We start from the raw sequence: 21,571 nt of genomic DNA, 5'->3' as shown, positions 1-21,571 counted from the left end.
CAATGCGGATGATGTCGGCAATGTCCAGGTAGGCCGAGATCGGCTTCTTGCCCGCACCCACCAGGTACGACTCATCGGCCTTGAAGCGGTGCAGGGCGAAGCGGTCTTCGTTGCTGTAGATGGCCACGGTGCGTATGCCCATCTCGGAGGCGGCACGCAAGACACGGATGGCGATTTCGCTGCGGTTGGCGACCAATATGCTTTTGATTTTTTTCATGTGACGGAGATGCCCTGGAAACAGGGGGTACAGGCGTTTGGGGTGAAGCGCGGAAGGCGCTTGGGGCCTGCTCCGCGGTGGCCATATTGTGCAGCAATTGCAACATAAATTGCAATACTACAAATGTCGCAATTTATCAAAAACCAGGGGCGCTTGCGCTGCGGATAGCACGGAAAACCCGGCGATTTTTGCTCTCGACCATGTCATGGGGTAAACCCGAATTGTGCAATGCAAATTGCACATCAAAATAAAGCGCAATATTTGTTGCCATACGAGAGCATTGGCTAGACAAGTTGCGAGTCTATGCACTTGCGCCTGTCCGGTCAATGCAGATCGCACAACTTGAAGAGCGTAACTGCCCGGGGGTCGGCCCGGGAATGGAAGTGTGGTTTTGTACCCGACCAGTACGAGACAAGCGAACAATTTTTAACTGGAGACTTGTATGAATTTCAAGCGTAAGGTGCTCTTTGCCGCCGTCGCAGCTGTCATGGCAAGCGGAGCCTTTGCAGGCGATCGCTATGTGTTTATTGGCCATTCGCCAGATTCAGACTCCTGGTGGAACACCATCAAGAACGCCCAGAAGCAGGCTGCTGAAGACTTCGGTGTCACCATCGACTTCCGCAATCCCGCCAATGGCGACCTGGCTGACCAGGCTCGTTTGATTGAGCAGGCTGCAGCGCAAAACTACGACGGCGTGGTGGCCACCATTGCCGACTACAGCGTGCTGCAAGGCGCACTCAAGCGCGTTACCGACAAGAAGATCCCCCTGATCACCGCCAATTCCGGCACGCATGCCGAGAGCGAAAAGCTCACGGCCATCATGCACGTGGGCCAGCCCGAATACGCCGCTGGCAAGGCAGCGGGTGACCGCGCCAAGGCCGCAGGCATCAAGAGCTTTGTGTGCGTGAACCACTTTGCCGCCAGCAACGCCTCGTGGGACCGCTGCCACGGCTTTGCCGACGGCATTGGTGTGGACTTCAAGAAGTCCTCCATTGACTCCGGCACCGATCCCACCACCGTGGAGTCCAAGGTCAGCGCCTACCTGCGCCAAAACCCCAAGACCGAGGCCATCCTGACCCTGGGCCCGGACTCCGCAGCACCCACCTTGCGCGCCGTTGAAAAAATGGGCATCAAAGGCAAGATTTATTTCGGCACCTTCGATCTGTCTGACGAAATCACACGTGGCATCAAGGACGGAACCATCAACTTCGCCATCGACCAGCAACCCTACATCCAGGGCTATGTGCCGATTGCGGTATTCGCCCTGATGAAGGAAATGAAGACCAATGACCTCGCCAAGGTCATGGCCAGCCTGAAAACCGATGCGCGCGTGCAGAAGCGCTTCAAGGCCTACAGCCTGGAGCCCATCTACGGCGCACGCCACATCGACTCGGGTCCTGGCTTTGTGACCAAGGACAACATCGCCACTGTCGAAAAATACGCAGGGCAATACCGCTAAGCACGCGGCTGGAACCCGGCGCTGACGCGCCGGGTTCACACACAGGGGACGTGGGCCAGGTGCGCACGTCCACCCTCGAAAAATAGAAAAGAGAAGAAATGTCTGTATCCCCTGCAAGTGATATGCAAAAAAATATCTCCTCCGTCGCCCAGGCCGATGAACGCGTGCGCAAGGTTGGATCGTTCAAGCAGTTGCTCTCCCGCCCCGAGTTTGGCGCGCTGGCCGGAACCATACTGGTGTTCATCGTCTTTGGAACGGTGGCCGGTGCGGGTATGTTCAGCTCCGAGGGCATCATCAACTGGACAACGGTTGCGGGCTATCTGGGCATCGTCTCCGTGGGCGCAGCCCTGTTGATGATTGCCGGTGAGTTCGACCTGTCCGTGGGCTCCATGATCGGGTTTGGCGGCATGATGCTGGCCATTCCCGCGCTCTACTGGGGTTGGCCCATCTGGCTGGCCACACTCTTCGCCCTGGCGCTGTGCGCCGCACTGGGCTGGCTCAATGGCTACCTGGTGATACGCACCGGGCTGCCGTCCTTCATCGTGACGCTGGCGTCCTTCTTCATCCTGCGCGGTCTGTCGCTTGCGCTGTCCATCATCTTCACCGGCAAGACCATCATCTCCGCCAACGGCGACCTGTTGCTCAAGGAATTGATGGTAAAGGACCCCGTGATCTCCACGCTGTTTTTCGGCTACTGCTTCACCGACATCTTCAACGCCCTGGCCCATGCGGGCCTGATGGCTGCGCGCGACGATGGCAACGCACTGGCCATTGGCATACCCAAGGCGGTGGTGTGGTGGATTGTGCTGTCTGGCGCAGGCGCCTTTGTGCTGGGGCGCATGCGCCTGGGCAACTGGATTCTGGCCATTGGCGGCGATGCGAATGCCGCGAAGAACCTGGGCATACCCGTTGCCAAAGTGAAGGTGGGCCTGTTCGTATTCACGGCCGTGTGTGCAACGCTGTTTGCCATCCTGCAGGTGGCAGACGCAGGCTCGGCCTCTGCCGACCGCGGTGTGCAAAAAGAGTTTGAAGCCATCATTGCCGCTGTGATTGGTGGCTGCCTGCTGACCGGTGGCTACGGCTCGATCATCGGCACCATGTTTGGCGCGCTGATCTTCGGCATGGTGCAAATCGGCATTGGCTACACCAGCATTGACAACAGCTGGTACCGCGTGTTTCTGGGGCTGATGCTGCTGATTGCCGTGGTCTTCAACAACTACATCCGCCGCCGCTTCGTTGGCGCCAGGCACTAAGGGGAGCGCACATGAACGACTATATTTTGCAGCTGGACAACGTCAGCAAGTTCTTTGGATCGGTCATCGCCCTCAATGGCGTCACGCTCAAGCTCAAGCGCGGCGAGGTGCACTGCCTGCTGGGTGACAACGGCGCGGGCAAGTCCACGCTGATCAAGATGCTGGCCGGTGTGCATGCGCCGGACAAGGGCGAGTACCTGGTGGACGGCAAGCCGGTGCGCTTTGAGTCCCCACGCGATGCCCTGGACCAGGGCATCGCCACGGTGTACCAGGACCTGGCTCTGGTGCCTTTGATGAGTGTGGCCCGCAACTTCTTCATGGGGCGCGAGCCCATGAAGAAGTTCATGGGGATGTTTTCGGTGATGGACCTGGATGCCGCCGCCGAAGTGGCACGGGTGGAACTGGCAGCGCTGGGCATACGCGTGCGCGATGCACGGCAGACGGTGGGCACCATGTCGGGTGGCGAAAAGCAGTGCCTGGCCATTGCACGGGCCATCCACTTTGGCGCCAAGGTGCTGATTCTGGACGAGCCCACAGCCGCACTGGGCGTCAAGCAGTCTGTGAACGTGCTCAAGCTCATCACGCGGGCGCGCGCCAGAGGCATCTCGGTTATCTTCATCACGCACAACGTGAACCATGCCTACCCGGTGGGTGACACCTTCACGCTGCTCAACCGGGGCCAGTCGATAGGCACCTACAGCAAGAGTGAGATAGCCAAGGACGCCGTGCTGGACATGATGGCTGGCGGACAGGAGATGAAGTCCATGATGGAAGAGCTCGAAGGGGTCACCATCTGATGACCACGAATGCGACGATGAAGGCCTTGGGCCGACGCCTGCGTCTGGCCGTGGTGGGTGGTAGCTATGGCTTTATTGGCCCGGTGCACCGGGTGGCCTCCCGCATCGATGACCGCTATGAGATCGTGGCCGGTGTGCTGTCGTCCGATGCCGCGCGCGGTGCCGCTGCGGCCAAAGACATTGGCATCGACAGCGCACGTGCCTACGCCAGTGTGCAGGACATGCTGGCGGCCGAGCGCCTTCGCGCAGACGGCGCGGAAGTGGTGGCCATCATGACACCCAACGCCTATCACTACGAGGCCTGTGTGTTGTCACTACAGGCCGGTTTGCACGTGATTTGCGACAAACCGCTGACCACCAACCTGGACGATGCATTGCGTCTGGCCGAGCTGGTCAAGAAGAGTGGCCTGGTCTTCTGCCTGACCCACAACTACACCGGCTATGCCATGGTGCGCCAAGCACGCGCCATGGTGCAGGCGGGTGAGATTGGCGAGATCCGGCAGATCCACCTGAACTATGTGCAGGGCTACTTCGCCACCCTGGTGGAGGCCGACTCGGCCAACCCGGGTTGGCGGTTCGATCAGATGCCCGACTGGTCGCTGGTGATGGGTGACATAGGCACGCACGCCCACCACCTGGGCGCCTTTGTGAGCGGCCTGGAGTTGACTTCGCTGATGGCTGATATTGGCCCCACCATGGAGGGGCGCGCCGTGGACGACTACGGTGGCCTCTTGCTGCGCTGGTCCAACGGCGCGCGTGGAACCATGTGGGTTACCAATTCCGCCGCGGGCTCGGAGCACGGCCTGTCCTTCCGGATCTATGGCAGCAAGGGTGGTCTGGAGTGGCACCAGGAATATCCCAACGAACTCAAGCACCGCCAGCTCAACGGCTTCGAAGTGGTGCAGACACGCCGCCTGGGTGGTGCCCTGCACCCCCATGCCGAACATGCCACCCGCGTAGAAATTGGCCACCCGGAAGGCTACCAGGAGGCGTTTGCCACCCTGTACCGCGACGCCGCGGACGCCATCACGGCGCACATCACCGGCGTGGAAACCCGCGCGCTGCCCTACGAATTCCCCACCGTCATCGATGGTGTCAAAGGCGTCAAGCTGATTGCCAGTGCCGTTCAAAGCATGAAGCAGCAGGCCTGGGTCAACTGTTCCCTTTAAGTTCCCTTTAAACCCCAACACACTTTTTTAGAAACCTATGCAAGACACATCGCACTCCCAGGCACGCGCCTCACGCGCTGGGTGGCTCACCGTGGACCAATGCAAGGTCAGCGACCTGGCAGCGCTCTGCCAGACCGTCACAGCCATCGAAGAACTTCCCAACGCCAGTGCCATCATCAAAGGCGTACCCTTGTACGACTGCGCCGCATTGCGCGCAGCCCAAGAAGCCACGGCTGATGCCAGTGCATGGCGCGCACAACTGATGGCGGAGTGGGCAGGCGTTTGGACCACCGGCCCGGGCATCCTGATCATGAAGGGCCTGTATGCGGACTTGAACGTGGTGGACGAGACCACAGAGCAATTCCACCGCCTGATTGAAGAGACGCACAAGGCTGGCATTGGCGGCGACCACTTTGCCAAGCCCGGCAGCAATGACCGGGTCTGGAACGCGCTGGAAAAACTCTGCCTGCGCGCGCCCGATGTGTTTGCCAGCTACTACGGCAACAGCCTGATGGCCATGGTGTGCGAAGCCTGGCTCGGCCCGGCCTACCAGATGACCTCCACGGTGAACTGTGTCAACCCGGGTGGTGCGGCCCAGGTGGCGCACCGGGATTACCACATGGGCTTTCTGTCGCAGGCACAGGCCCAGCGTTATCCGGCCCATGTGCACACCGTCTCCCCCATGCTGACCTTGCAAGGGGCTGTGGCCCATGTGGACATGCCCTTGGAGAGCGGCCCCACCCTGTACCTGCCGCATTCGCACAAGTACCTGCCGGGCTACCTGGTGTCTGGCATGGCGGACTTCCAGAGCTTCTTTGACAGCAACCATATCCAGCTGGCTCTGAACAAGGGCGACGCCATTTTCTTCAACCCGGCGCTGATGCATGCTGCGGGCCACAACCGCTCCAAGGACATCCGGCGCATGGCCAACCTGCTGCAGATATCGTCGGCCTTTGGCCGTGCCATGGAATCGATTGACCGGGTGCGCATGGCGCAAGCCCTTTACCCGACCCTGGCCGCGCTGACCCAGGCCAGGACCATGGCCCCCGACGACCTGGATGCCGCGCTGGCCGCCTGTGCCGAGGGCTACTCCTTCCCCACCAACCTGGACCGCGACCCGCCCCTGAACGGACTGGCGCCCCAGAGCCAGCAAGGCCTTCTGCGCGCAGCGCTGGCAGAAGGCCAGCCTGCCGAGCAGTTCAGCCGCAGGATCGAGGAAAGGGAGCAGACCCGACGGAGTTGATGACGCTTCTGGCAACCGCCCTGCCTAAAAAGCAGGGCTCTTATTTCGTTAAGCACCTAATCCGTAGCCGCGATGATTTGACATGAGCCCTCACCAGACACGCATGACGTCGCACCAATGTCCCTGCGGAACGTGTGATGGTTCCAACTGTGGCTTGCGTTGTGACTGCACTTCGATGGTCTTGTCTGCCTGCAATTCGGCAAACTGCCTTGCCGACAGGATGACCGTATCAATCTGCCCATCTTTTTCCACAAAGACCGGCCCGGTCTTGGCGTGGTCGCATATGTCACCAAAATGATCCCTGGCTTCGGTGGCGGTAACTTGCATGTGAACTCCTCAGGTCTTGATGGTTGGTTTCGCCAAAGTCATTTTTGGTGGCTGGCCCCGCAAGGGGCCATACCTCTTACACCGCCACAGGCGTCAGCCAAGGCTGCCCATCGGCCTGCGAGCTGTCCACCACCGCATCCACAAAGGCCACGCCCTTGAGGCCGTCGTAGGCCAGCGGAATGTTCTGTCCGATGGCTGTCGGCGCGCGGCCTTCGCGGCGCGCGTTGATGGCCTCGGCAAAGCCGCTGTAGAGGTTGGCAAAGGCCTCCAGGTAGCCCTCGGGGTGTCCCGGTGGCGTACGGGTGCGGGACTTGGCGGCTTCCGACAAATCACCTGCGCCGCGCTTGATCAGTTCGGTGCGGCCCAAGAGGCCGGTGAACAGCAAGTCGTTCGGGTTTTCCTGGAACCACTGCAGCGAACCCTTCTCACCGAACACGCGCAGGCGCACGCCGTTGGAGCAGCCAATCGCCACTTGCGAAGACCACAGCAGGCCACGTGCGCCGCCTTCGTAACGGATCATCACGTGGGCGTTGTCATCGAGCTGGCGGCCTTCTACAAAGGTGGCCAGGTCAGCGGTAATGGCCTGGGCCTTCAGGCCGGTGACAAAACCGGCCAGGTGGTAGGCGTGTGTGCCAATGTCTCCAATGGAGCCGCCGCGTCCCGACTTCTTGGGGTCGGTGCGCCAGGCGGCCTGGGCATTGCCCTCGGATTCGATGGCGGTGGCCATCCACTCCAGCGGGTACTCCACCTGCACGACACGGATCTTGCCCAGCTTGCCAGCACTCACCATTTCACGCGCTTCGTGGATCATGGGGTAGCCGGAGTAGGTGTAGGTCACACCCATGAAGCGGCCGGTCTGTTTTACCAGCGCGTCTAGGGCCACCGCGTCTTCCAGGGTGGTGGTCAGGGGCTTTTCGCAAATGACATCGAAGCCGGCTTCCAGGAAGGCCTTAGCAATCGGGAAGTGCGTGTGGTTGGGCGTGCAGATGGCCACCACATCCACGCGGTCTTCGCGCTTGAGTTCGGCTTCCAGCATCTGTTTGTAGTCGCCATACGAGCGGTCAGCGGCCAGGCCCTGGCTGGCTGCGAACTTGTGGCCGCGTGCAGCGTCCACGTCAAAGGCACCGGCCACCAGTTGCAGTGCGCCATCCTGGCGGGCGGCGATGCGGTGGATGTTGCCGATGTAGGCGCCTTCACCGCCGCCCACCATGCCGAGCCGCAAAGGGCGGCGTGCGTTGTTGTCTGTCGTCATTTCAATTTTCCTTAGATTCCGAGGATGCTGCGGTTGGCAGCCTTGTTTGCGCCCGACTTCACGAAGTCGTCAAAGGCGCGTTCCGATACTTTGATGATGTGGTTCTTGATGAACTCCGCACCCTCGCGTGCACCGTCGTCGGAGTTCTTCAGGAAGCACTCCCACTCCAGCACGGCCCAGCCGTCGAAGTCATAGGTGGCAAATTTGGAGAAGATGGCACCGAAGTCCACCTGTCCGTCACCCAGCGAGCGGAAGCGCCCGGCCCGGGTCTTCCAGGGCTGGAAGCCGCCGTACACACCGGTCTTGCCATTGGGGCGGAACTCGGCGTCCTTGACGTGGAACATCTTGATGCGCTCGTGGTAGTGGTCAATGAAGGCCAGGTAGTCGAGCTGCTGCAGCACAAAGTGGCTGGGGTCATAGAGCATGTTGCAGCGCTTGTGGCCACCCACGCGCTCCAGGAACATCTCGAAGGTCAGGCCGTCGTGCACGTCTTCGCAGGGGTGCACTTCATAGCAGAGGTCCACACCGTTGTCTTCGAACTGGTTCAGGATGGGCAACCAGCGCTTGGCCAGCTCGTCAAAGGCCTCGTCCACCAGGCCCTCGGGCCACTGGGGATAGGGGTACAGATAGGGCCAGAGCAGCGAACCGGTGAAGGACACATGGCGGTCCACACCCAGGTTCTTGGAAGCACGGGCGCAGTAGCCCATTTGCTCCACGGCCCACTTCTGCCGCGCTGCCGGATTGCCACGCACCTCGGCGGGTGCGAAGCTGTCCATGATCTGGTCGTGCGCCGGGTGCACTGCCACCAGCTGGCCGGTGATGTGCGAGGCCAGCTCGGTGACCTGCAGTCCCTTGGAGGCCAGCATGCCGGTGATCTCGTCGCAATAGGTATGGCTTTCTGCGGCGAGCTTCAGGTTGAAGATGCGGGTATCCCAGGTGGGGATTTGCACGCCCTTGAAACCTCTGTCGGCCACCCATTGGGCCAGCGTGTCCAACTGGTTGAAGGGTGCCTCATCGGTCGCAAACTGCGCCAGGTAAATACCGGGTCCTTTGATGGTTTTCATGGTGTTGTTTCTTAAAGAGTGATTCGAATATTGATTCGCAAAAAATTATTCGCTCAGTGGTTCTGCGGGGTGCGGTGGGCCGCCGTCATACGCGCCCCACACCGACTGGTCGAAGTGAATCACCGAGCCGGTCATCATCCCGCTGTCGTCAGACGCCAGGAAGGCCACAGCCTTGGCCACTTCGGCGGGTGCCAGCAGGCGGCCAAAGGGCTGGGCCGCTGCGGCTTTTTCCAGCCACTGCGGGTCCGCACCATGGTATTCGCGCTGCACGCGGTCTTCACCGTCGGAGGCCATCCAGCCGATGTCGAGCTGATTCACGCGGATGCGGTTGCGCATCAGGCCGTAGCCGGAGTTGCGGGTCAGAGTGGCAAGCGCACCCTTGGAGGCGGAGTAGGGCGACAGGAAGGGCTGGCCTGCATGTTCGGAGGTGGAGCCAATGTTGACCATGGAGCCTGCAATGCCGTCACGGATCATGCGCTTGGCGGCTTCTTGCATCAAGAAGAAGGGGGCGCGCACGTTGACGGCAAACATGCGGTCAAACAGGTCCTGCGAGCTGTTGAGCAGGTTGCCGCGGTCGGTCAGACCAGCCGCGTTCACTAGCACGTCGATGCGGCCAAACACCTTGTCGGCTTGTTCAATCACATTGCGGCAGTCGTCCACGCTGTTGAGGTCAGCGGCCACGAACACCGTCTTGACGCCGGTTTCCTTTTGGATGCTCTGGGCCACCGCTTCGCCCTTGGCGGCGGTGCGGCCACATACCACCAGGCCTGCCGCGCCGGCCTTGGCAAAGTTCAGGGCAATGGCTGCGCCCAGGCCCTGGGTGCCGCCCGTGATGACGGCAATTTTTCCATCGAGTCGATTCACAAAAATCTCCTTAGTTCAAATGCTTAAATACCAACGCGCTGCTTGCTTCGAATCAGCTCTTGCGCCACGCGCGCTTCCTGCACCGATGTACGGGTGCTGATCTCGGGCACGCCCACGTCCCAGTCCGCATCGCCCGGTACCCAGGCATAGGCGTCGGTGACGATGGTGATGAGGGTGGTGCGGTCATTCTTTTGTGCCCACTCCATGGCCTGTGCCAGTTCTTCCAGGGTCTGGCAGCTGCGGGCCAGCGCACCCATGGATTCGGCATGCTTCACAAAGTCCACCGGGAAGGGCTCTTTGACGCGGCAGTCCTTGAGCATGTTGTTGAAGCCGGGCACGCCCTTGAATTGCTGCAGGCGGTTGATCACCGCGTAGCCGCCGTTGTCGCAGACCACCACAATCATCTTGTGACCGGAGAGCACGGTGGAGTAGATGTCCGAGTTCATCATCATGTAGGTGCCGTCACCCAGCATCACGATGGGTGTGCCTTTGCCGTCCTTGGCCAGTGCGTGGCCCCAACCGGCGGCAATTTCGTAGCCCATGCAGGAGAAGCCGAACTCGCAGTCAAAGGTGTGAGGGTCCTTGACGCGCCAGCCCTTGGTCACTTCACCGGGCATGCCGCCGGCAGCGGCAATCAGGGTGTCGTTGTCACGCGCGCCCTTGTTGATCACGTCGACCACTTGCGCATAAGTGGGGATGAGCGCGTTGGAGGGTTTTTTGTGGCTCTCCAGCAGGGCTTCCCACTCGGCAAACAGGGTACGCGAACGCGCGAACCAGTTAGCGGGTGCTTCCCAGGTGTCCAGTGCTTGCTCCAGTTCTTCCACGGTTTCCAGCGCATCGCCCACCACGCTGATGGCGCGGTGCTTGGTGGCGTCCCAGCGGGCGGCGTTGATGGAGATGAACTGCGCATCGCGACGGAACAGCGTCCAGGAGCCGGTGGTGAAATCCTGCAGGCGCGTGCCAATGGCCAGGATCACATCGGCGTCGGTGGCCAGCGCGTTGGCCGAGGTCGAGCCCACAATGCCGATGGGGCCTGCATGGGCCGGGTGGTAGTGGGTCAGGCCACCCTTGCCCGCAATGGTTTCCACCACGGGGATGTTATGGCGCAGGGCCAGGTCAGCCACCTGTTGCTCGGCCAGCGAATAGCGCACACCACCGCCAGAAATGATGAGCGGTTTTTTCGCCGTCTTCAGCAGGGCCACAGCCTGGGCCAGCTTGTCCTTGTCGGCGCGCGGGCGGGGCACGGCCCAGGTGGTGGGCGCAAAGAATTCTTCGGGGTAATCAAAGGCGATTTCCTGCGTGTCCTGGCACAGGCCAATGAAGGCCGGGCCGCAATCGGCCGGGTCCAGCATGGTGGCAATGGCCTGGGGCAGCGAGGTGATGATCTGCTCAGGCAGGGTGATGCGGTCCCAATAACGCACCACCGCCTTGAAGCTGTCGTTCACCGTGATGGTGGGGTTGTTGAAGTGCTCCACCTGTTGCAGCACCGGGTCCGGCAGGCGGTTGGCAAAGGTGTCACCGGCCAGCAGCAGCACGGGCAGGCGGTTGGCGTGCGCCGTGCCGGCAGCGGTCACCATATTGGCCGCACCCGGGCCGATGGAGGTGGCGGCAACCATCAACTGCCGACGCTTCTTGGCCTTGGCAAAGGCCACTGCGGCCAGGGCCATGGACTGTTCGTTCTGTCCGCGCCAAGTGGGCAGTGTGTCTTGCACGGCTTCCAGCGCTTCGGACAGGCAGGTCACGTTGCCGTGACCAAAGATGGCAAAGACACCGGCAAAGAGGGGAACTTTTTCGCCCTCGATTTCAGTGAACTGGTTGCACAAATACTTGACCAGCGCTTGCGCCATGGTCAGGCGAACAGTCTTCTCGGGCATGTTGATCTCCAAGTGTTGAATGAGTTATTGACAATTGCGATACACAGCAATTATTATTGCACAAGGAGGTACCTTATGGTCAATATTGCAGTTTTAGGTTGTGGTCGCATCGGTGTGATGCATGCTCGTAACATCGCGAACCATCCGCGAGCCCGTCTCGCCACGGTATTTGATATTCATCAGCCATCGGCTGACAAGATAGCAGCGGAATTGGGAGTGAAAACCTCCAAGTCCATTGAAGAGGTTCTGGCCTCACCAGATGTGGATGCAATACTTATTGCAACATCCACGAACACCCATGCAGACATTCTTGAGATGGCGGTTGCCGCTGGCAAACCCATCCTGTGCGAAAAGCCGATTGACCTGAGCCTGGACCGCGTCAACGCGTGCTACGCCAAGGTGCGCGACAAGAATGTTCCCATCATGCTGGGCTTTGTGCGCCGCTTTGATCCGGGCCACCGTGCCACCCGCGACGCTGTGCGCCGTGGCGACATTGGTGACTTGCACCAGGTCATGATCACCTCGCGTGACCCTGGCATGGCGCCTGCCGCCTACCTGAAGGTGTCTGGCGGCATCTTCCGCGACATGACCATCCATGACTTCGACATGGCCCGCTTCATGCTGGGTGAAGAAGTGGCCCAGGTCTACGCCACCGGCAGCCGCCTGGTGGACCCGGCCCTGATGAATGAATTGCAGGACTACGACACTGTCTGCGTCACCCTGACCACGGCCAGCGGCAAACAGTGCGTGATCAACAACTCGCGCCAGGCCGCCTATGGCTACGACCAGCGCGTGGAAGCCCTGGGCACGCTTGGCATGGCCAGCTCGCAGAACCGCAAGAACCACGAGGCGACCCTGTCCACCCGCACGTTCACCGAGCGCAGCGAGCCTTACCTCAACTTCTTCATCGAACGCTACACCGAGGCCTTTGCCGCCGAGGTCAGCGAATTCGTGGATGCGATTGAAAACAAGCGTGAGCCGGAAGTGGGTTTTGCCGATGGCCGCCTGGCACTCATGCTGGCCGAAGCCGCGCTGAAGTCTGTGCAGACCGGCCGAGTCGTCAACATGAGTGAAATGGGCTAAGTCATGTACACAAAATTCGGCCTGTTCCTCAACGGCGCCTGGTGCCAGGCATCGGACAAGCAAAGCGCCCCGGTCTTCAGCCCGGTGACGCAGGATTCTTTGGGCAGCGTGCCCTACGCAACCCACACGGATACGCTGGAGGCGATTGCCAGCGCAGAGAAGGGCTTCGAGGTCTGGAAGAAGAAGTCCTCCTTCGAGCGGGCCGATGCGCTGCACCTGGTGGCTGACGTCATGACGCGCCGTCGCGCGGAAGGCGCCACCATGATCACCATGGAGACGGGAAAGCCCCTGGTCCAGTCGGAGCGGGAGTGGAACCTCTCCATCGACCAGTTCCGCTGGATGGCTGAAGAGGCGCGCCGCATCTACGGCCGCGTGGTGGAAAGCCGCGTGCCCGGTGGCCGCTTCGAGATCAGCCACGAGCCCGTGGGTGTGGCTGCTGCCTTTACGGCCTGGAACTTCCCTGCTGCCCTGGTGGCCCGCAAGGTGGCTCCTGCCCTGGCGGCAGGCTGCTCCATTGTCATCCGCCCCTCCAGCCAGACACCCGGTGTGGCCATGGTGATGGTGGACTGCATCCGCGAGGCCGGCATTCCTGCCGGCGTGGTGAACCTGGTAGTAGGTCCCACGTCCACCACCTACGCGCCCATCATGGCCGCGCCGTCCGTGCGCAAGGTGTCCCTCACCGGCTCCACCCGGGTTGGCCAGCAGATGCTGCGCGACGCGGCAGACACGGTGAAGAAGACCTCCATGGAGCTCGGTGGCAACGCCCCCCTCATCATTTATGACGATGCGGATCTGGAGCTTGCCCTCAACGTGTCGGCTGCCACCAAGTACGCCAATGCCGGCCAGGTGTGCGTTACGGCCGACCGCTTCTTTGTCCATGAGAGCCTGCACGATGCGTTTGTGAAAGGCTTTGTGGAGCGCGCCAAAGCACTGAAGCTGGGTGACGGCATGGATGCCGCCACACAAATGGGCCCGCTGATCAACGGTGCACGCCTGGATGAGATGGATTCCATTGTGCAGAGCGCCGTGGCAGCTGGTGCCAAGGTGGCCACCGGTGGGCGCCGCTCGCCGGCCCACGCCAAGGGCTTCTTCTTTGAACCTACGGTGCTCACCGGTGTGACCGACACCATGAAGGTGTTCGAGCAGGAAAACTTCGGGCCGATCGCTGCCATCACCACCTTCCGTGACGATGATGAAGTGATCGCCCGTGCCAACGCCTCGGACATGGGCCTCTCGGCCTACGCCTTCACGCAGAGCGCCAAGCGCATACGCGCCACGGTGGCTGGCCTCAAGGCCGGCATGGTAGGCATCAACAGCTTTGCCATGGCGGCGTCTGAGGCGCCGTTTGGTGGCACCAAGTATTCGGGCATGGGGCGTGAGGGTGGCATCGAAGGTATCGCCGATTACCTGGACACCAAGCTCGCACAAATTGTTCTTTAAGAGACAGACATGATCAAAAACAAACTCAAGGAAATCTGGGGACAAGGCAAGCCAAGCATTAACGGCTGGCTGTCGGTAGGCAATCCGTTTACCGCAGAGATCATGGCCGCCCAGGGCTATGACAGCATCTGCATTGACATCCAGCACGGCGCGCTGGACTACAGCGATGTGTTGCCCATGTTTCAGGCCATGCGCGCCTCGGGCATGACGTTGCTGGCCCGCGTGCCATGGCTGGAACCCGGAATCATCATGAAGGCACTCGATGCCGGTGCCTATGGTGTGGTCTGCCCCATGATCAACACCGCAGAGCAGGCGGCCGAGTTCGTCAGCTATATGCGCTACCCGCCCCTGGGGCAGCGCTCCTTTGGCCCCACCCGCGCCAACTTCTCGGCCGGTGCCAACTACGCGCAGGAGGCCAATGGCGAGATGCTGGCCTTTGCCATGGTGGAAACTGCCGAAGCCATGCAGAACCTGGAGGCGATTGCAGCCACACCCGGACTGGACGGCATTTATGTAGGACCGGCTGACCTCACCTTCAGCCTGATGCAGGGACGTCTGGCACCGGCCTTTGACCGCGAAGAGCCGGAAATGATTGAGGCCCTGAAGAAGATTGTGGCGGCCTGCAAGAAGAATGGTATCCGCGCCGCCCTGCATTGCGGCACACCCGAATACGCAGCGCGTGCCATCGAATGGGGTTTCGACATGACCACCGTCTCCGGTGACTCGCGTCTGCTGGCCGCGGCCGCACAGGAAAGTGTCGCCAAGTTCAGGAAACTGGCCGGTGAAAAGTCGGCAGTCGCTGCTGAAACCAAGGGAGCGTATTGATGCCACACCTTCTGATTGCCGGAAAGATCCATCCCAGTGGCATGGCGCTGCTCAAGAATGCGCCTGGCATCACTTACGACTATGTGGAAGAGGTCAGCGAAGCCAGCTACGCCCCGCTCATCTCCAAAGCCGATGGCCTGGTGATTCGCACCCAGCCTTGCAGCGCGGCCACCATTGCCTTGGGTACCAACCTGAAGATCGTGTCACGCCACGGCGTGGGTTACGACACGGTAGACCTTGCAGCCGTTAATGCGCGGGGCATTGCGCTGGCTGTCTGCGGTGACGTGAACTCAGTCTCGGTGGCCGAGCACAGCATGATGCTGATACTTGCCGCGACCAAGCAGACCGTCAAGGCGGACACATCGGTGCGCAATTCCGGCTGGGGCTGGCGTAATCTGCTGGCTGCACGTGAGGTCAGTGGCAAGAATCTGTTCATCATTGGATACGGCCGCATCGGCAGGCACCTGGCGAGGATGGCATCGGGCTTTGGCATGCGGATCCGGGCCTATGACCCCTATCTGGAGAAAGCCGGTTGGCCCACAGGTGATGTCACGCCGGTCAGTTCCCTGGAAGAGGGTTTGCGTTGGGCCGACGCCGTGTCCGTCAACGTGCCGCACAGCGGCAAGGCTTTGATTGGCGTTGACGAGCTTGCCTACATGCGCCCCAACGCCGTGCTGGTCAATACGGCACGGGGTGGAGTCATCGATGAAGCGGCACTGGCCGTAGCACTCCAAAACGGTCTCATTGCCGGTGCCGGTGTGGATGTATTTGAGACGGAACCGCCCACACAGGACAACGCTTTGTTTGGTCTTCACAACGCCATTCTGACGCCGCATATCGCAGGCCTCACTGCGGAATGTGCTGAGCGCATGGCCATCTCTTCTGTGCAAAACGCTTTGGACTTTTTTAACGGCTGCATTGACCAGAACCTGGTGGTCAACCGGGCGGCATTAAAGGCCGCTGCGTAAGGTAATTTTGTTGGGGGGGTACTTAGATTGGGCGTCATCCGCAAGGATGACGCCATTTTTTTGCCTGGGTACTTTGCGGCTGCAGCGTCATGCCAAACATGGCATCCACATTGCCCTGAATTTACTACGTGCAGTGAACGAAATTAGGGGAAAACCCGTATTGTGCAATGTTTGTTGCGCTTTATTATTCAATGCAATTGCTGTTGCATAACTTCTGCAATAAACGTTGAAGTGAGTCTAAGCAGTTGTGTACCCACCGTCAACACCCACAAGGCACATCGCATGTTGTTGAAAGCCATTTTGGCCTATTGGGCTTGCAAAAAAGAGGCCCGCGGCACAGCAGCCAGAAACTGGCCAAGTGGGGCTGACGTGCTTGTGGTGGTGATGTGGGTATAGGCAGTGGTCTTGATTCAGGTTCCTGGAACCTGCGCAAGTGGAAATGCCCAGGGGGCGGCCTGGGAATCGAAATGTGTTGTCGAACCCGTCCAGTTTCGATGTGAGCGAATCATTAATTTTTTGGAGACTTGTATGAAATTCAAACGTTCCGTAATCGTGGCCGCAATGGTCGCCGCAGCCAGCACTTCGGTCATGGCACAGCTGGTCGGCGTGAGCTGGTCCAACTTCCGCGAAGAGCGCTGGACCACCGATGAAAAGGCCATCAAGGATGAGCTGGCCAAGCATGGCGCCTCCTACGTTGCGGCCGATGCCCAGGCATCCCCCGAGAAGCAGCTCGCCGACATCGACGGCCTGATCAACAAGGGCGCCAAGGTCCTGCTGATCCTGGCCCAGGACAAGGACGCGATTGCGCCTGCGCTGGCCAAGGCCAAGGCCAAGGGCATCCCAGTGATCGCCTATGACCGCCTGTTCGAGTCTCCTGAAGTGTTCTACATCTCCTTCAACAACAAGGAAGTCGGACGCCTGCAGGCACAAGCCATCTATGCCGCCATGCCCAAGGGCAACTACGCCATGATCAAGGGCGCCTCTACCGACCCGAACGCCAACCTGTTGCGTGGTGGTCAGCAAGAAGTGCTGGAAGCTGCCATCAAGAAGGGTGACATCAAGATCGTTGGTGAAGAGTACACCGACGACTGGAAGCCTGAAGCCGCCCAGAAGAACATGGAGCAGATCCTCACCAAGACCGGTGGCAAGGTTGACGCTGTGGTGTCCTCCAACGACGGCATGGCCGGCGGTGTGGTGGCAGCCCTGTCATCCAAGGGCATGAAGGGTGTTCCAGTCTCCGGCCAGGACGGCGACCACGCAGCCTTGAATCGTGTTGCCCTGGGCAGCCAGACTGTATCCGTGTGGAAAGACTCCCGCGAACTGGGCAAGGTTGCAGCCCAGGTTGCTGTGGCCCTGGCCAAGAAAGAGAAGCCAAAGGGCGCTGGCGTGTTCAGCGATGGCGAGAAGAAGGTTGCCCTGCAATCCATCCTGCTCAAGCCCATCCCCATCACCAAGGCCAACCTGGATGTGGTGATCAAGGCTGGCTGGATTTCGAAGGAAGAAGTCTGCAAGGGCGTTGACGTGGCCACCGGCCCGGCCGCTTGCAAGTAAGCAGGTTCTTGAAGCCTTGACAGTTGGTGGAGAGGCATGTGTCTCTCCACCCCTTTTGTTGATGCCGACCGAATACGAGAGAACACTATGAGATCGATACAAGAGAAATTCCAAATCAGCGCGCTGGACCTCCGGCTGATGATCATGTCCATGGTCCTGGTGGTCATGGCATTGGCATTCCATGTTGCCACCGGCAATTTCCTGTCCCCTGAAAACCTGTACAACATCGCGCAGCAGTCGGCCGTTGTGGGCATCGTGGCTGCCGCCATCGGGCTGGTGATTGTGGCCAGGCAAATCGATCTGTCGGTCGGCTCGGTGCTCGCCACCGTAGGCGTTGCCATTGCCTACCTCATGTACAGCAAGGGCTGGAACTGGGTACCTGCAAGCCTGGTCGGACTGGCCATCTCGCTGGCCGTCTACCTGTACCAGGGCTGGCTCTCGGCCTACCTGGGTGTTGCCTCCTTTGTGGTCACGCTGGGCGGACTGGTTTCGTTTCGCGGCATTGCCTTCCTGTTCTCGGACGGGCGCACACAACCCATTTCGGACCCCACCTTCCTGCTCATAGGTGGCGGACTCGACGGAGCAATTGGCACCACGGCCAGCTGGACCCTCGGTTTGGTGGCAAGCCTGGTCATTGTTGCCAATACCTTTTCGCGCCGACGCTCCATGCAGTCGCACGGACTGGAGCCCCGGCCCGTAATTTTTGACTTTCTGATTTCCGGATTTTTCATTGCGGTGGTGCTGCTGTTTGTAGGCGTCATGTGCGCCTACCAGATCGAAAGCAAGACCTCCCCACAGGGCATCCCCAACCCCGTGCTGATCTGGGCTGTGGTGGTGGCCTTCATTTCCTTCATCGTCAACCGCACCAGCTTTGGCCGCTACATCTACGCGATTGGTGGCAACCCGGAAGCCGCGAACCTGGTCGGCATTCCGGTGCGCTGGGTGACGCTGAAAATCTATTTGCTGCTGGGCGTGATGACCACCATCGCTGCCATGGTGGCGATCTCGCGCCTGAATGCGGGTACCGCATCCCTGGGTACCGGCATGGAGCTGTATGCGATTGCCGGCGCTGTGATCGGTGGCGTCGCCCTCTCCGGCGGCAGTGGCAGTGTGCTGGGCACCGTGTTGGGCGCGCTGATCATCCAGTTTCTGGAAAGTGGTTTGTTGCTGATGGAAGTCGGCGTGGGACAACGGCTGGTCATTATTGGCCAGGTCCTCATCGTAGCCGTTGTGTTTGATGTGATGTATCGCCGTGCAACTGGAGAGCGTCTGTGATGACTGATACCAAAAAGACAGCCCTGGTGGATATCCAGGGCGTGAGCAAAGCGTTTGGCGGTGTGCACGCCGTCGAGAAGGTCACCCTCAAGCTCTACGCGGGCGAAGTGGTGGCACTGCTGGGGCACAACGGTGCGGGCAAATCGACACTGATGAAGATGCTGGCCGGTGCCTACCCGATTGACAGCGGCGACATCCGCATCAACGGCGAAGTGGCCAGGATCGAGAGCCCCTCCGACTCGCAGCGCTACGGCGTGGAAACCATCTACCAGACGCTGGCTCTGGCAGACAACCTGGATGCGGTGGCCAATCTGTTCCTGGGCCGGGAAATCAAGACCAAGTGGGGCACCTTGGACGACTACGCCATGGAGAAGGAGGCGCGTGAAGTTTTCAAGCAACTCAACCCCAACTTCAAGAACATCCGCGTTCCGGTGCGTGCCCTCTCGGGCGGCCAGCGTCAGGTGGTGGCCATCTCGCGTGCGCTGTATTTCAAGGCCAAGGCCCTGGTGATGGATGAGCCCTGTGCAGCCCTGGGGCCAGAAGAAACGCAGATGGTGCATGAGCTGGTGCGCACCCTCAAGGCCCGCGGCGTAGGCATCTTCCTGATCAGCCACGACATGCCGGACGTCTTCGGACTCTCCGACCGTCTGTGCGTGATGAAGAACGGCAAGACGGTGGGTACCTACAAAACCGCAGATGTCACCGAAGACGAAGTGCTGGGAATGATCATCGCGGGCAAGAAGGTTACCCGCTTGCCCGAGCAGATAGACCCCGCCTGACCGTCCCATGGCAGACAAGCTCAGCAGTGTTATCCGTCACGTTGGACTTTCGTCCCTGGCGGTCGCCGTTCTGATGACGCTGGTAGCTGTCTTTCTGGCGTGCCTGTTGCCGGTGGAAGTGCAGGCGCGCTCGCCCCACATTGCCAAGCCCAACCCGGCACATGCGGTCATTCGCCCCCATGAAGAAACAATGAGTGAAGCCCATGAGCGCAATTGGTGACCCACAACTGCTCAAGCTGATCAACCAGGGCGTCGTGTACCGCATGCTCAAGGCCAAGCCTGGCATGTCGCGCTCGCAGCTGTCGCAATTTACCGGCCTTACCAAGTCCACCATCAGCCTGCTGGTCAAGGAGTTGATCGAGGAGCGCTGGCTGGTGGAAAGTGAGCTCTTCTCCAAGAGCCCTGTGGGCAGACCGTCCACATCGCTGTTTGTGGATTCGCAGTCCCGTGCGCTGATCGGTGTGGAGTGCAGTCGGGACCGGGTTCAGCTGGTATCCGTGTCCACCTCGGGCGAGATCCAGTTTTCACTCAAAGCCGACAACACCTCTACCGACATCGGCACTGTATTGGCCCTGGTCGCCAGCCTGGTGTCCGAAGCCAGCGACAGGATTCACAACACCGGCTTGTTGCTGGGGGGTGCTGGCATTTCCTTTGCAGGCGTGTTTGATGAAAACACGGGCACCCTGAAGTCTTCCAGTGATTTCGCGTGGAAGAACGAACCTATTGTCCAAAGGGTCCGGTTGGCCTTCAAGAAGCAGGGGCTGGCGGACATTCCCTTTTTTGTGCATAGCAAATACCATTGCTGTGCGGTAGGTGCCTACGAGTTCTCCGGGCAGCGGGCCGACACCCTGATGTATCTGGATTTCTCCCAATCGATTCAGACGGGCCTTGTCGTGGGGGACCGGATTTGCGCCGGCTTCAGTGGCACGGCAGGCGCTATCGGCCACACCTTTATTCAAGGGGATGGCCCTGTCTGCACGGTCTGCGGACGCAGTGGCTGTGTGGATTCCCTGCTGGCCTCTGAAGCGCTGGAAGGGCTGGCCCAGCCCTGTGTGCGCGCGTCGGTGGTGGCGGCACTTTTGCACAATCTGTGGAGGGCGTTCAACCCCTCCATTTTTGTGATGGGTGGCGAGTCATTGATGCGGTGGCCTGATCTGTTTGAAGAGGCCAAGCAGCAGTTTCTGCAGGAACACAGCGCAGCCGAAGCTCCACTGGTTGCGCATTGCAGGCACGGCGATCTGGCCACCGCCGTCGGCGCGGCAGCACTCCCCCACTACTATCGTCTGCGGCCTCTGGAGAGCCCATCCAACGCCATTTCGCGTGCCTTGGACTTCACCGGCCAACGGCCTGCACCGGACACTCTGCATGCCCACGTTTCTTGGAATTGATATCGGCACCTCCGAGGTCAAGGCGCTGCTGCTGGACGACCAGCACCACGTCATTGGCACGGCAGGCTCTACATTGGAAGTTTCGCGCCCCCACCCCGGCCACAGCGAGCAGGACCCGGCCAGCTGGTGGAGCGCCACTGGCATCGCCTTGAAAGCCCTGCAGCAGCAGCACCCGGCGCAATACGCAGCCGTCAAAGCCATAGGCCTGTCGGGCCAGATGCACGGCGCCGTGCTGCTGGATGCAGCCGACCGCGTGTTGCGCCCGGCCATTCTGTGGAACGACACCCGCAGCGCCCGGGAGTGCGAGGAGATGATGGCAGCACTCCCCGCTGCCGCCCAGCTGGCTGGAAGCCTCATCATGCCGGGCTTTACCGCGCCCAAGCTGCGTTGGGTCGCCAAGCACGAGCCTGCCGTCTTTGCCCAGGTGGCCAAAGTGCTGCTGCCCAAAGACTATGTGCGCCTGATGCTCACCGGCGAGCACATCAGCGACATGTCGGACGCCAGCGGCACTGCTTGGCTGGATGTGGCCCAGAGGGCCTGGTCGCCCGAGCTGCTGGCCCTGACAGGCATGACAGAGAAGCAGATGCCCCGCGTGGTGGAGGGCAGTGCGCCCGGTGGCGCCCTGAGTGCCACTGCTGCCAGTGCACTCGGCCTGCAGAGTGGCATCGTCGTGGCCGGTGGTGCCGGTGACAACGCGTCCAGTGCCATTGGCATGGGCGCCGTCAATGCAGGCGAAGGCTTCC

At 60.6% G+C, this 21,571-nt stretch carries 21 protein-coding genes; 15 read left to right on the top strand and 6 right to left on the bottom strand.

The features are described from left to right. A partial coding sequence (locus DIC66_RS22260; protein ID WP_147321345.1) for a biotin carboxylase N-terminal domain-containing protein occupies positions 1–217 on the bottom strand: 217 nt, incomplete at its 3' end. A gap of 442 nt (positions 218–659) precedes the next feature. Here DIC66_RS22260 and DIC66_RS22255 point away from each other — a divergent pair. From DIC66_RS22255 to DIC66_RS22235, 5 genes are all read left to right on the top strand, one after another. After that, entirely contained in the window at positions 660–1,676 is a 1,017-nt protein-coding gene (locus tag DIC66_RS22255; protein ID WP_117180375.1) for a sugar ABC transporter substrate-binding protein, read from the top strand. A 98-nt stretch (positions 1,677–1,774) separates the two neighbouring features. Next, the gene (locus DIC66_RS22250) at positions 1,775–2,929 is read left to right on the top strand and encodes an ABC transporter permease (protein WP_199534821.1); all 1,155 of its coding nucleotides are present in this window, start codon (positions 1,775–1,777) and stop codon (positions 2,927–2,929) included. 11 nt (positions 2,930–2,940) lie between these two features. Next, positions 2,941–3,726 (top strand): ATP-binding cassette domain-containing protein, encoded by a 786-nt coding sequence (locus tag DIC66_RS22245; protein WP_117180373.1) that lies wholly within the window; start codon positions 2,941–2,943, stop codon positions 3,724–3,726. After that, positions 3,726–4,895: a Gfo/Idh/MocA family protein gene (locus DIC66_RS22240; RefSeq protein ID WP_233506073.1), complete on the top strand. Its 1,170-nt coding sequence runs from the start codon at positions 3,726–3,728 to the stop codon at positions 4,893–4,895. The genes DIC66_RS22245 and DIC66_RS22240 overlap by 1 nt, the downstream gene beginning before the upstream one ends. Before the next feature lie 37 nt (positions 4,896–4,932). Continuing rightward, positions 4,933–6,138, top strand: coding sequence for a phytanoyl-CoA dioxygenase family protein (locus tag DIC66_RS22235; RefSeq protein WP_117180372.1), 1,206 nt, complete (start codon positions 4,933–4,935; stop codon positions 6,136–6,138). Positions 6,139–6,228: 90 nt separating this feature from the next. On the opposite strand, the gene DIC66_RS22230 is transcribed toward DIC66_RS22235, so the two are convergent. From DIC66_RS22230 to iolD, 5 genes are all read right to left on the bottom strand, one after another. Further along, positions 6,229–6,465, bottom strand: a complete 237-nt coding sequence (locus tag DIC66_RS22230) for a type II toxin-antitoxin system Phd/YefM family antitoxin (RefSeq protein ID WP_117180371.1) — start codon at positions 6,463–6,465, stop codon at positions 6,229–6,231. A gap of 76 nt (positions 6,466–6,541) precedes the next feature. Next, a complete protein-coding gene (locus DIC66_RS22225; protein WP_233506072.1) occupies positions 6,542–7,717 on the bottom strand; it encodes a Gfo/Idh/MocA family protein in 1,176 nt (391 codons plus the stop codon). Positions 7,718–7,728: 11 nt separating this feature from the next. After that, positions 7,729–8,781 carry a sugar phosphate isomerase/epimerase family protein gene (locus DIC66_RS22220; RefSeq protein ID WP_117180370.1) on the bottom strand — a complete coding sequence of 351 codons (1,053 nt, stop codon included), beginning with the start codon at positions 8,779–8,781 and terminating at the stop codon, positions 7,729–7,731. A gap of 45 nt (positions 8,782–8,826) precedes the next feature. Further along, complete coding sequence (locus DIC66_RS22215; RefSeq protein WP_117180369.1) at positions 8,827–9,645, bottom strand: SDR family oxidoreductase; 819 nt, start codon at positions 9,643–9,645, stop codon at positions 8,827–8,829. Between the two features lie 23 nt (positions 9,646–9,668). Continuing rightward, positions 9,669–11,519: a 3D-(3,5/4)-trihydroxycyclohexane-1,2-dione acylhydrolase (decyclizing) gene (iolD, locus tag DIC66_RS22210; protein WP_117180376.1), complete on the bottom strand. Its 1,851-nt coding sequence runs from the start codon at positions 11,517–11,519 to the stop codon at positions 9,669–9,671. Between the two features lie 75 nt (positions 11,520–11,594). Between iolD and iolG the strand changes: the two genes are divergently transcribed. From iolG to DIC66_RS22165, 10 genes are all read left to right on the top strand, one after another. Further along, positions 11,595–12,602, top strand: coding sequence for an inositol 2-dehydrogenase (gene iolG / locus DIC66_RS22205; protein WP_117180368.1), 1,008 nt, complete (start codon positions 11,595–11,597; stop codon positions 12,600–12,602). 3 nt (positions 12,603–12,605) lie between these two features. After that, positions 12,606–14,042: an NAD-dependent succinate-semialdehyde dehydrogenase gene (locus DIC66_RS22200; protein ID WP_117180367.1), complete on the top strand. Its 1,437-nt coding sequence runs from the start codon at positions 12,606–12,608 to the stop codon at positions 14,040–14,042. 9 nt (positions 14,043–14,051) lie between these two features. Then, positions 14,052–14,867, top strand: coding sequence for an HpcH/HpaI aldolase family protein (locus tag DIC66_RS22195; RefSeq protein ID WP_117180366.1), 816 nt, complete (start codon positions 14,052–14,054; stop codon positions 14,865–14,867). After that, positions 14,867–15,835, top strand: a complete 969-nt coding sequence (locus DIC66_RS22190) for a hydroxyacid dehydrogenase (RefSeq protein ID WP_117180365.1) — start codon at positions 14,867–14,869, stop codon at positions 15,833–15,835. Before DIC66_RS22195 ends, DIC66_RS22190 begins: the two co-directional genes overlap by 1 nt. A 528-nt stretch (positions 15,836–16,363) precedes the next feature. After that, positions 16,364–17,386: a D-xylose ABC transporter substrate-binding protein gene (gene xylF / locus DIC66_RS22185; RefSeq protein ID WP_117180364.1), complete on the top strand. Its 1,023-nt coding sequence runs from the start codon at positions 16,364–16,366 to the stop codon at positions 17,384–17,386. A gap of 87 nt (positions 17,387–17,473) precedes the next feature. Further along, entirely contained in the window at positions 17,474–18,661 is a 1,188-nt protein-coding gene (locus DIC66_RS22180) for a sugar ABC transporter permease (protein WP_117180363.1), read from the top strand. Further along, a complete protein-coding gene (locus DIC66_RS22175; RefSeq protein WP_117180362.1) occupies positions 18,661–19,440 on the top strand; it encodes an ATP-binding cassette domain-containing protein in 780 nt (259 codons plus the stop codon). The genes DIC66_RS22180 and DIC66_RS22175 overlap by 1 nt, the downstream gene beginning before the upstream one ends. A 7-nt stretch (positions 19,441–19,447) precedes the next feature. Beyond that, on the top strand, positions 19,448–19,660 hold the full coding sequence (locus tag DIC66_RS23000; protein WP_147321388.1) for a hypothetical protein: 213 nt from the start codon (positions 19,448–19,450) through the stop codon (positions 19,658–19,660). After that, entirely contained in the window at positions 19,644–20,828 is a 1,185-nt protein-coding gene (locus tag DIC66_RS22170; protein WP_117180361.1) for an ROK family transcriptional regulator, read from the top strand. The genes DIC66_RS23000 and DIC66_RS22170 overlap by 17 nt, the downstream gene beginning before the upstream one ends. Next, on the top strand, positions 20,806–21,571 hold a 766-nt coding region (locus DIC66_RS22165), incomplete at its 3' end, for an FGGY family carbohydrate kinase (protein WP_275405277.1). The genes DIC66_RS22170 and DIC66_RS22165, both read left to right, overlap by 23 nt.

Source organism: Rhodoferax lacus, from assembly GCF_003415675.1.
Taxonomy (GTDB): Bacteria; Pseudomonadota; Gammaproteobacteria; order Burkholderiales; family Burkholderiaceae_C; genus Allorhodoferax; species Allorhodoferax lacus.
Note: the sequence above shows the minus strand (reverse complement) of the source record. Positions and strands in the feature narration are given on the sequence as shown.

Coding starts and splice junctions, on each gene's coding strand:
- DIC66_RS22200 (WP_117180367.1), top strand. CDS start 12,606: ATGTACACAAAATTCGGCCTGTTCCTCAACGGCGCCTGGTGCCAGGCA.
- DIC66_RS22180 (WP_117180363.1), top strand. CDS start 17,474: ATGAGATCGATACAAGAGAAATTCCAAATCAGCGCGCTGGACCTCCGG.
- xylF (WP_117180364.1), top strand. CDS start 16,364: ATGAAATTCAAACGTTCCGTAATCGTGGCCGCAATGGTCGCCGCAGCC.
- DIC66_RS22170 (WP_117180361.1), top strand. CDS start 19,644: ATGAGCGCAATTGGTGACCCACAACTGCTCAAGCTGATCAACCAGGGC.
- iolD (WP_117180376.1), bottom strand. CDS start 11,519: ATGCCCGAGAAGACTGTTCGCCTGACCATGGCGCAAGCGCTGGTCAAG.
- DIC66_RS22235 (WP_117180372.1), top strand. CDS start 4,933: ATGCAAGACACATCGCACTCCCAGGCACGCGCCTCACGCGCTGGGTGG.
- DIC66_RS22195 (WP_117180366.1), top strand. CDS start 14,052: ATGATCAAAAACAAACTCAAGGAAATCTGGGGACAAGGCAAGCCAAGC.
- DIC66_RS22190 (WP_117180365.1), top strand. CDS start 14,867: ATGCCACACCTTCTGATTGCCGGAAAGATCCATCCCAGTGGCATGGCG.
- DIC66_RS22225 (WP_233506072.1), bottom strand. CDS start 7,717: ATGACGACAGACAACAACGCACGCCGCCCTTTGCGGCTCGGCATGGTG.
- DIC66_RS22220 (WP_117180370.1), bottom strand. CDS start 8,781: ATGAAAACCATCAAAGGACCCGGTATTTACCTGGCGCAGTTTGCGACC.
- DIC66_RS22175 (WP_117180362.1), top strand. CDS start 18,661: ATGACTGATACCAAAAAGACAGCCCTGGTGGATATCCAGGGCGTGAGC.
- DIC66_RS22240 (WP_233506073.1), top strand. CDS start 3,726: ATGACCACGAATGCGACGATGAAGGCCTTGGGCCGACGCCTGCGTCTG.
- DIC66_RS22250 (WP_199534821.1), top strand. CDS start 1,775: ATGTCTGTATCCCCTGCAAGTGATATGCAAAAAAATATCTCCTCCGTC.
- iolG (WP_117180368.1), top strand. CDS start 11,595: ATGGTCAATATTGCAGTTTTAGGTTGTGGTCGCATCGGTGTGATGCAT.
- DIC66_RS22255 (WP_117180375.1), top strand. CDS start 660: ATGAATTTCAAGCGTAAGGTGCTCTTTGCCGCCGTCGCAGCTGTCATG.
- DIC66_RS22230 (WP_117180371.1), bottom strand. CDS start 6,465: ATGCAAGTTACCGCCACCGAAGCCAGGGATCATTTTGGTGACATATGC.
- DIC66_RS22245 (WP_117180373.1), top strand. CDS start 2,941: ATGAACGACTATATTTTGCAGCTGGACAACGTCAGCAAGTTCTTTGGA.
- DIC66_RS23000 (WP_147321388.1), top strand. CDS start 19,448: ATGGCAGACAAGCTCAGCAGTGTTATCCGTCACGTTGGACTTTCGTCC.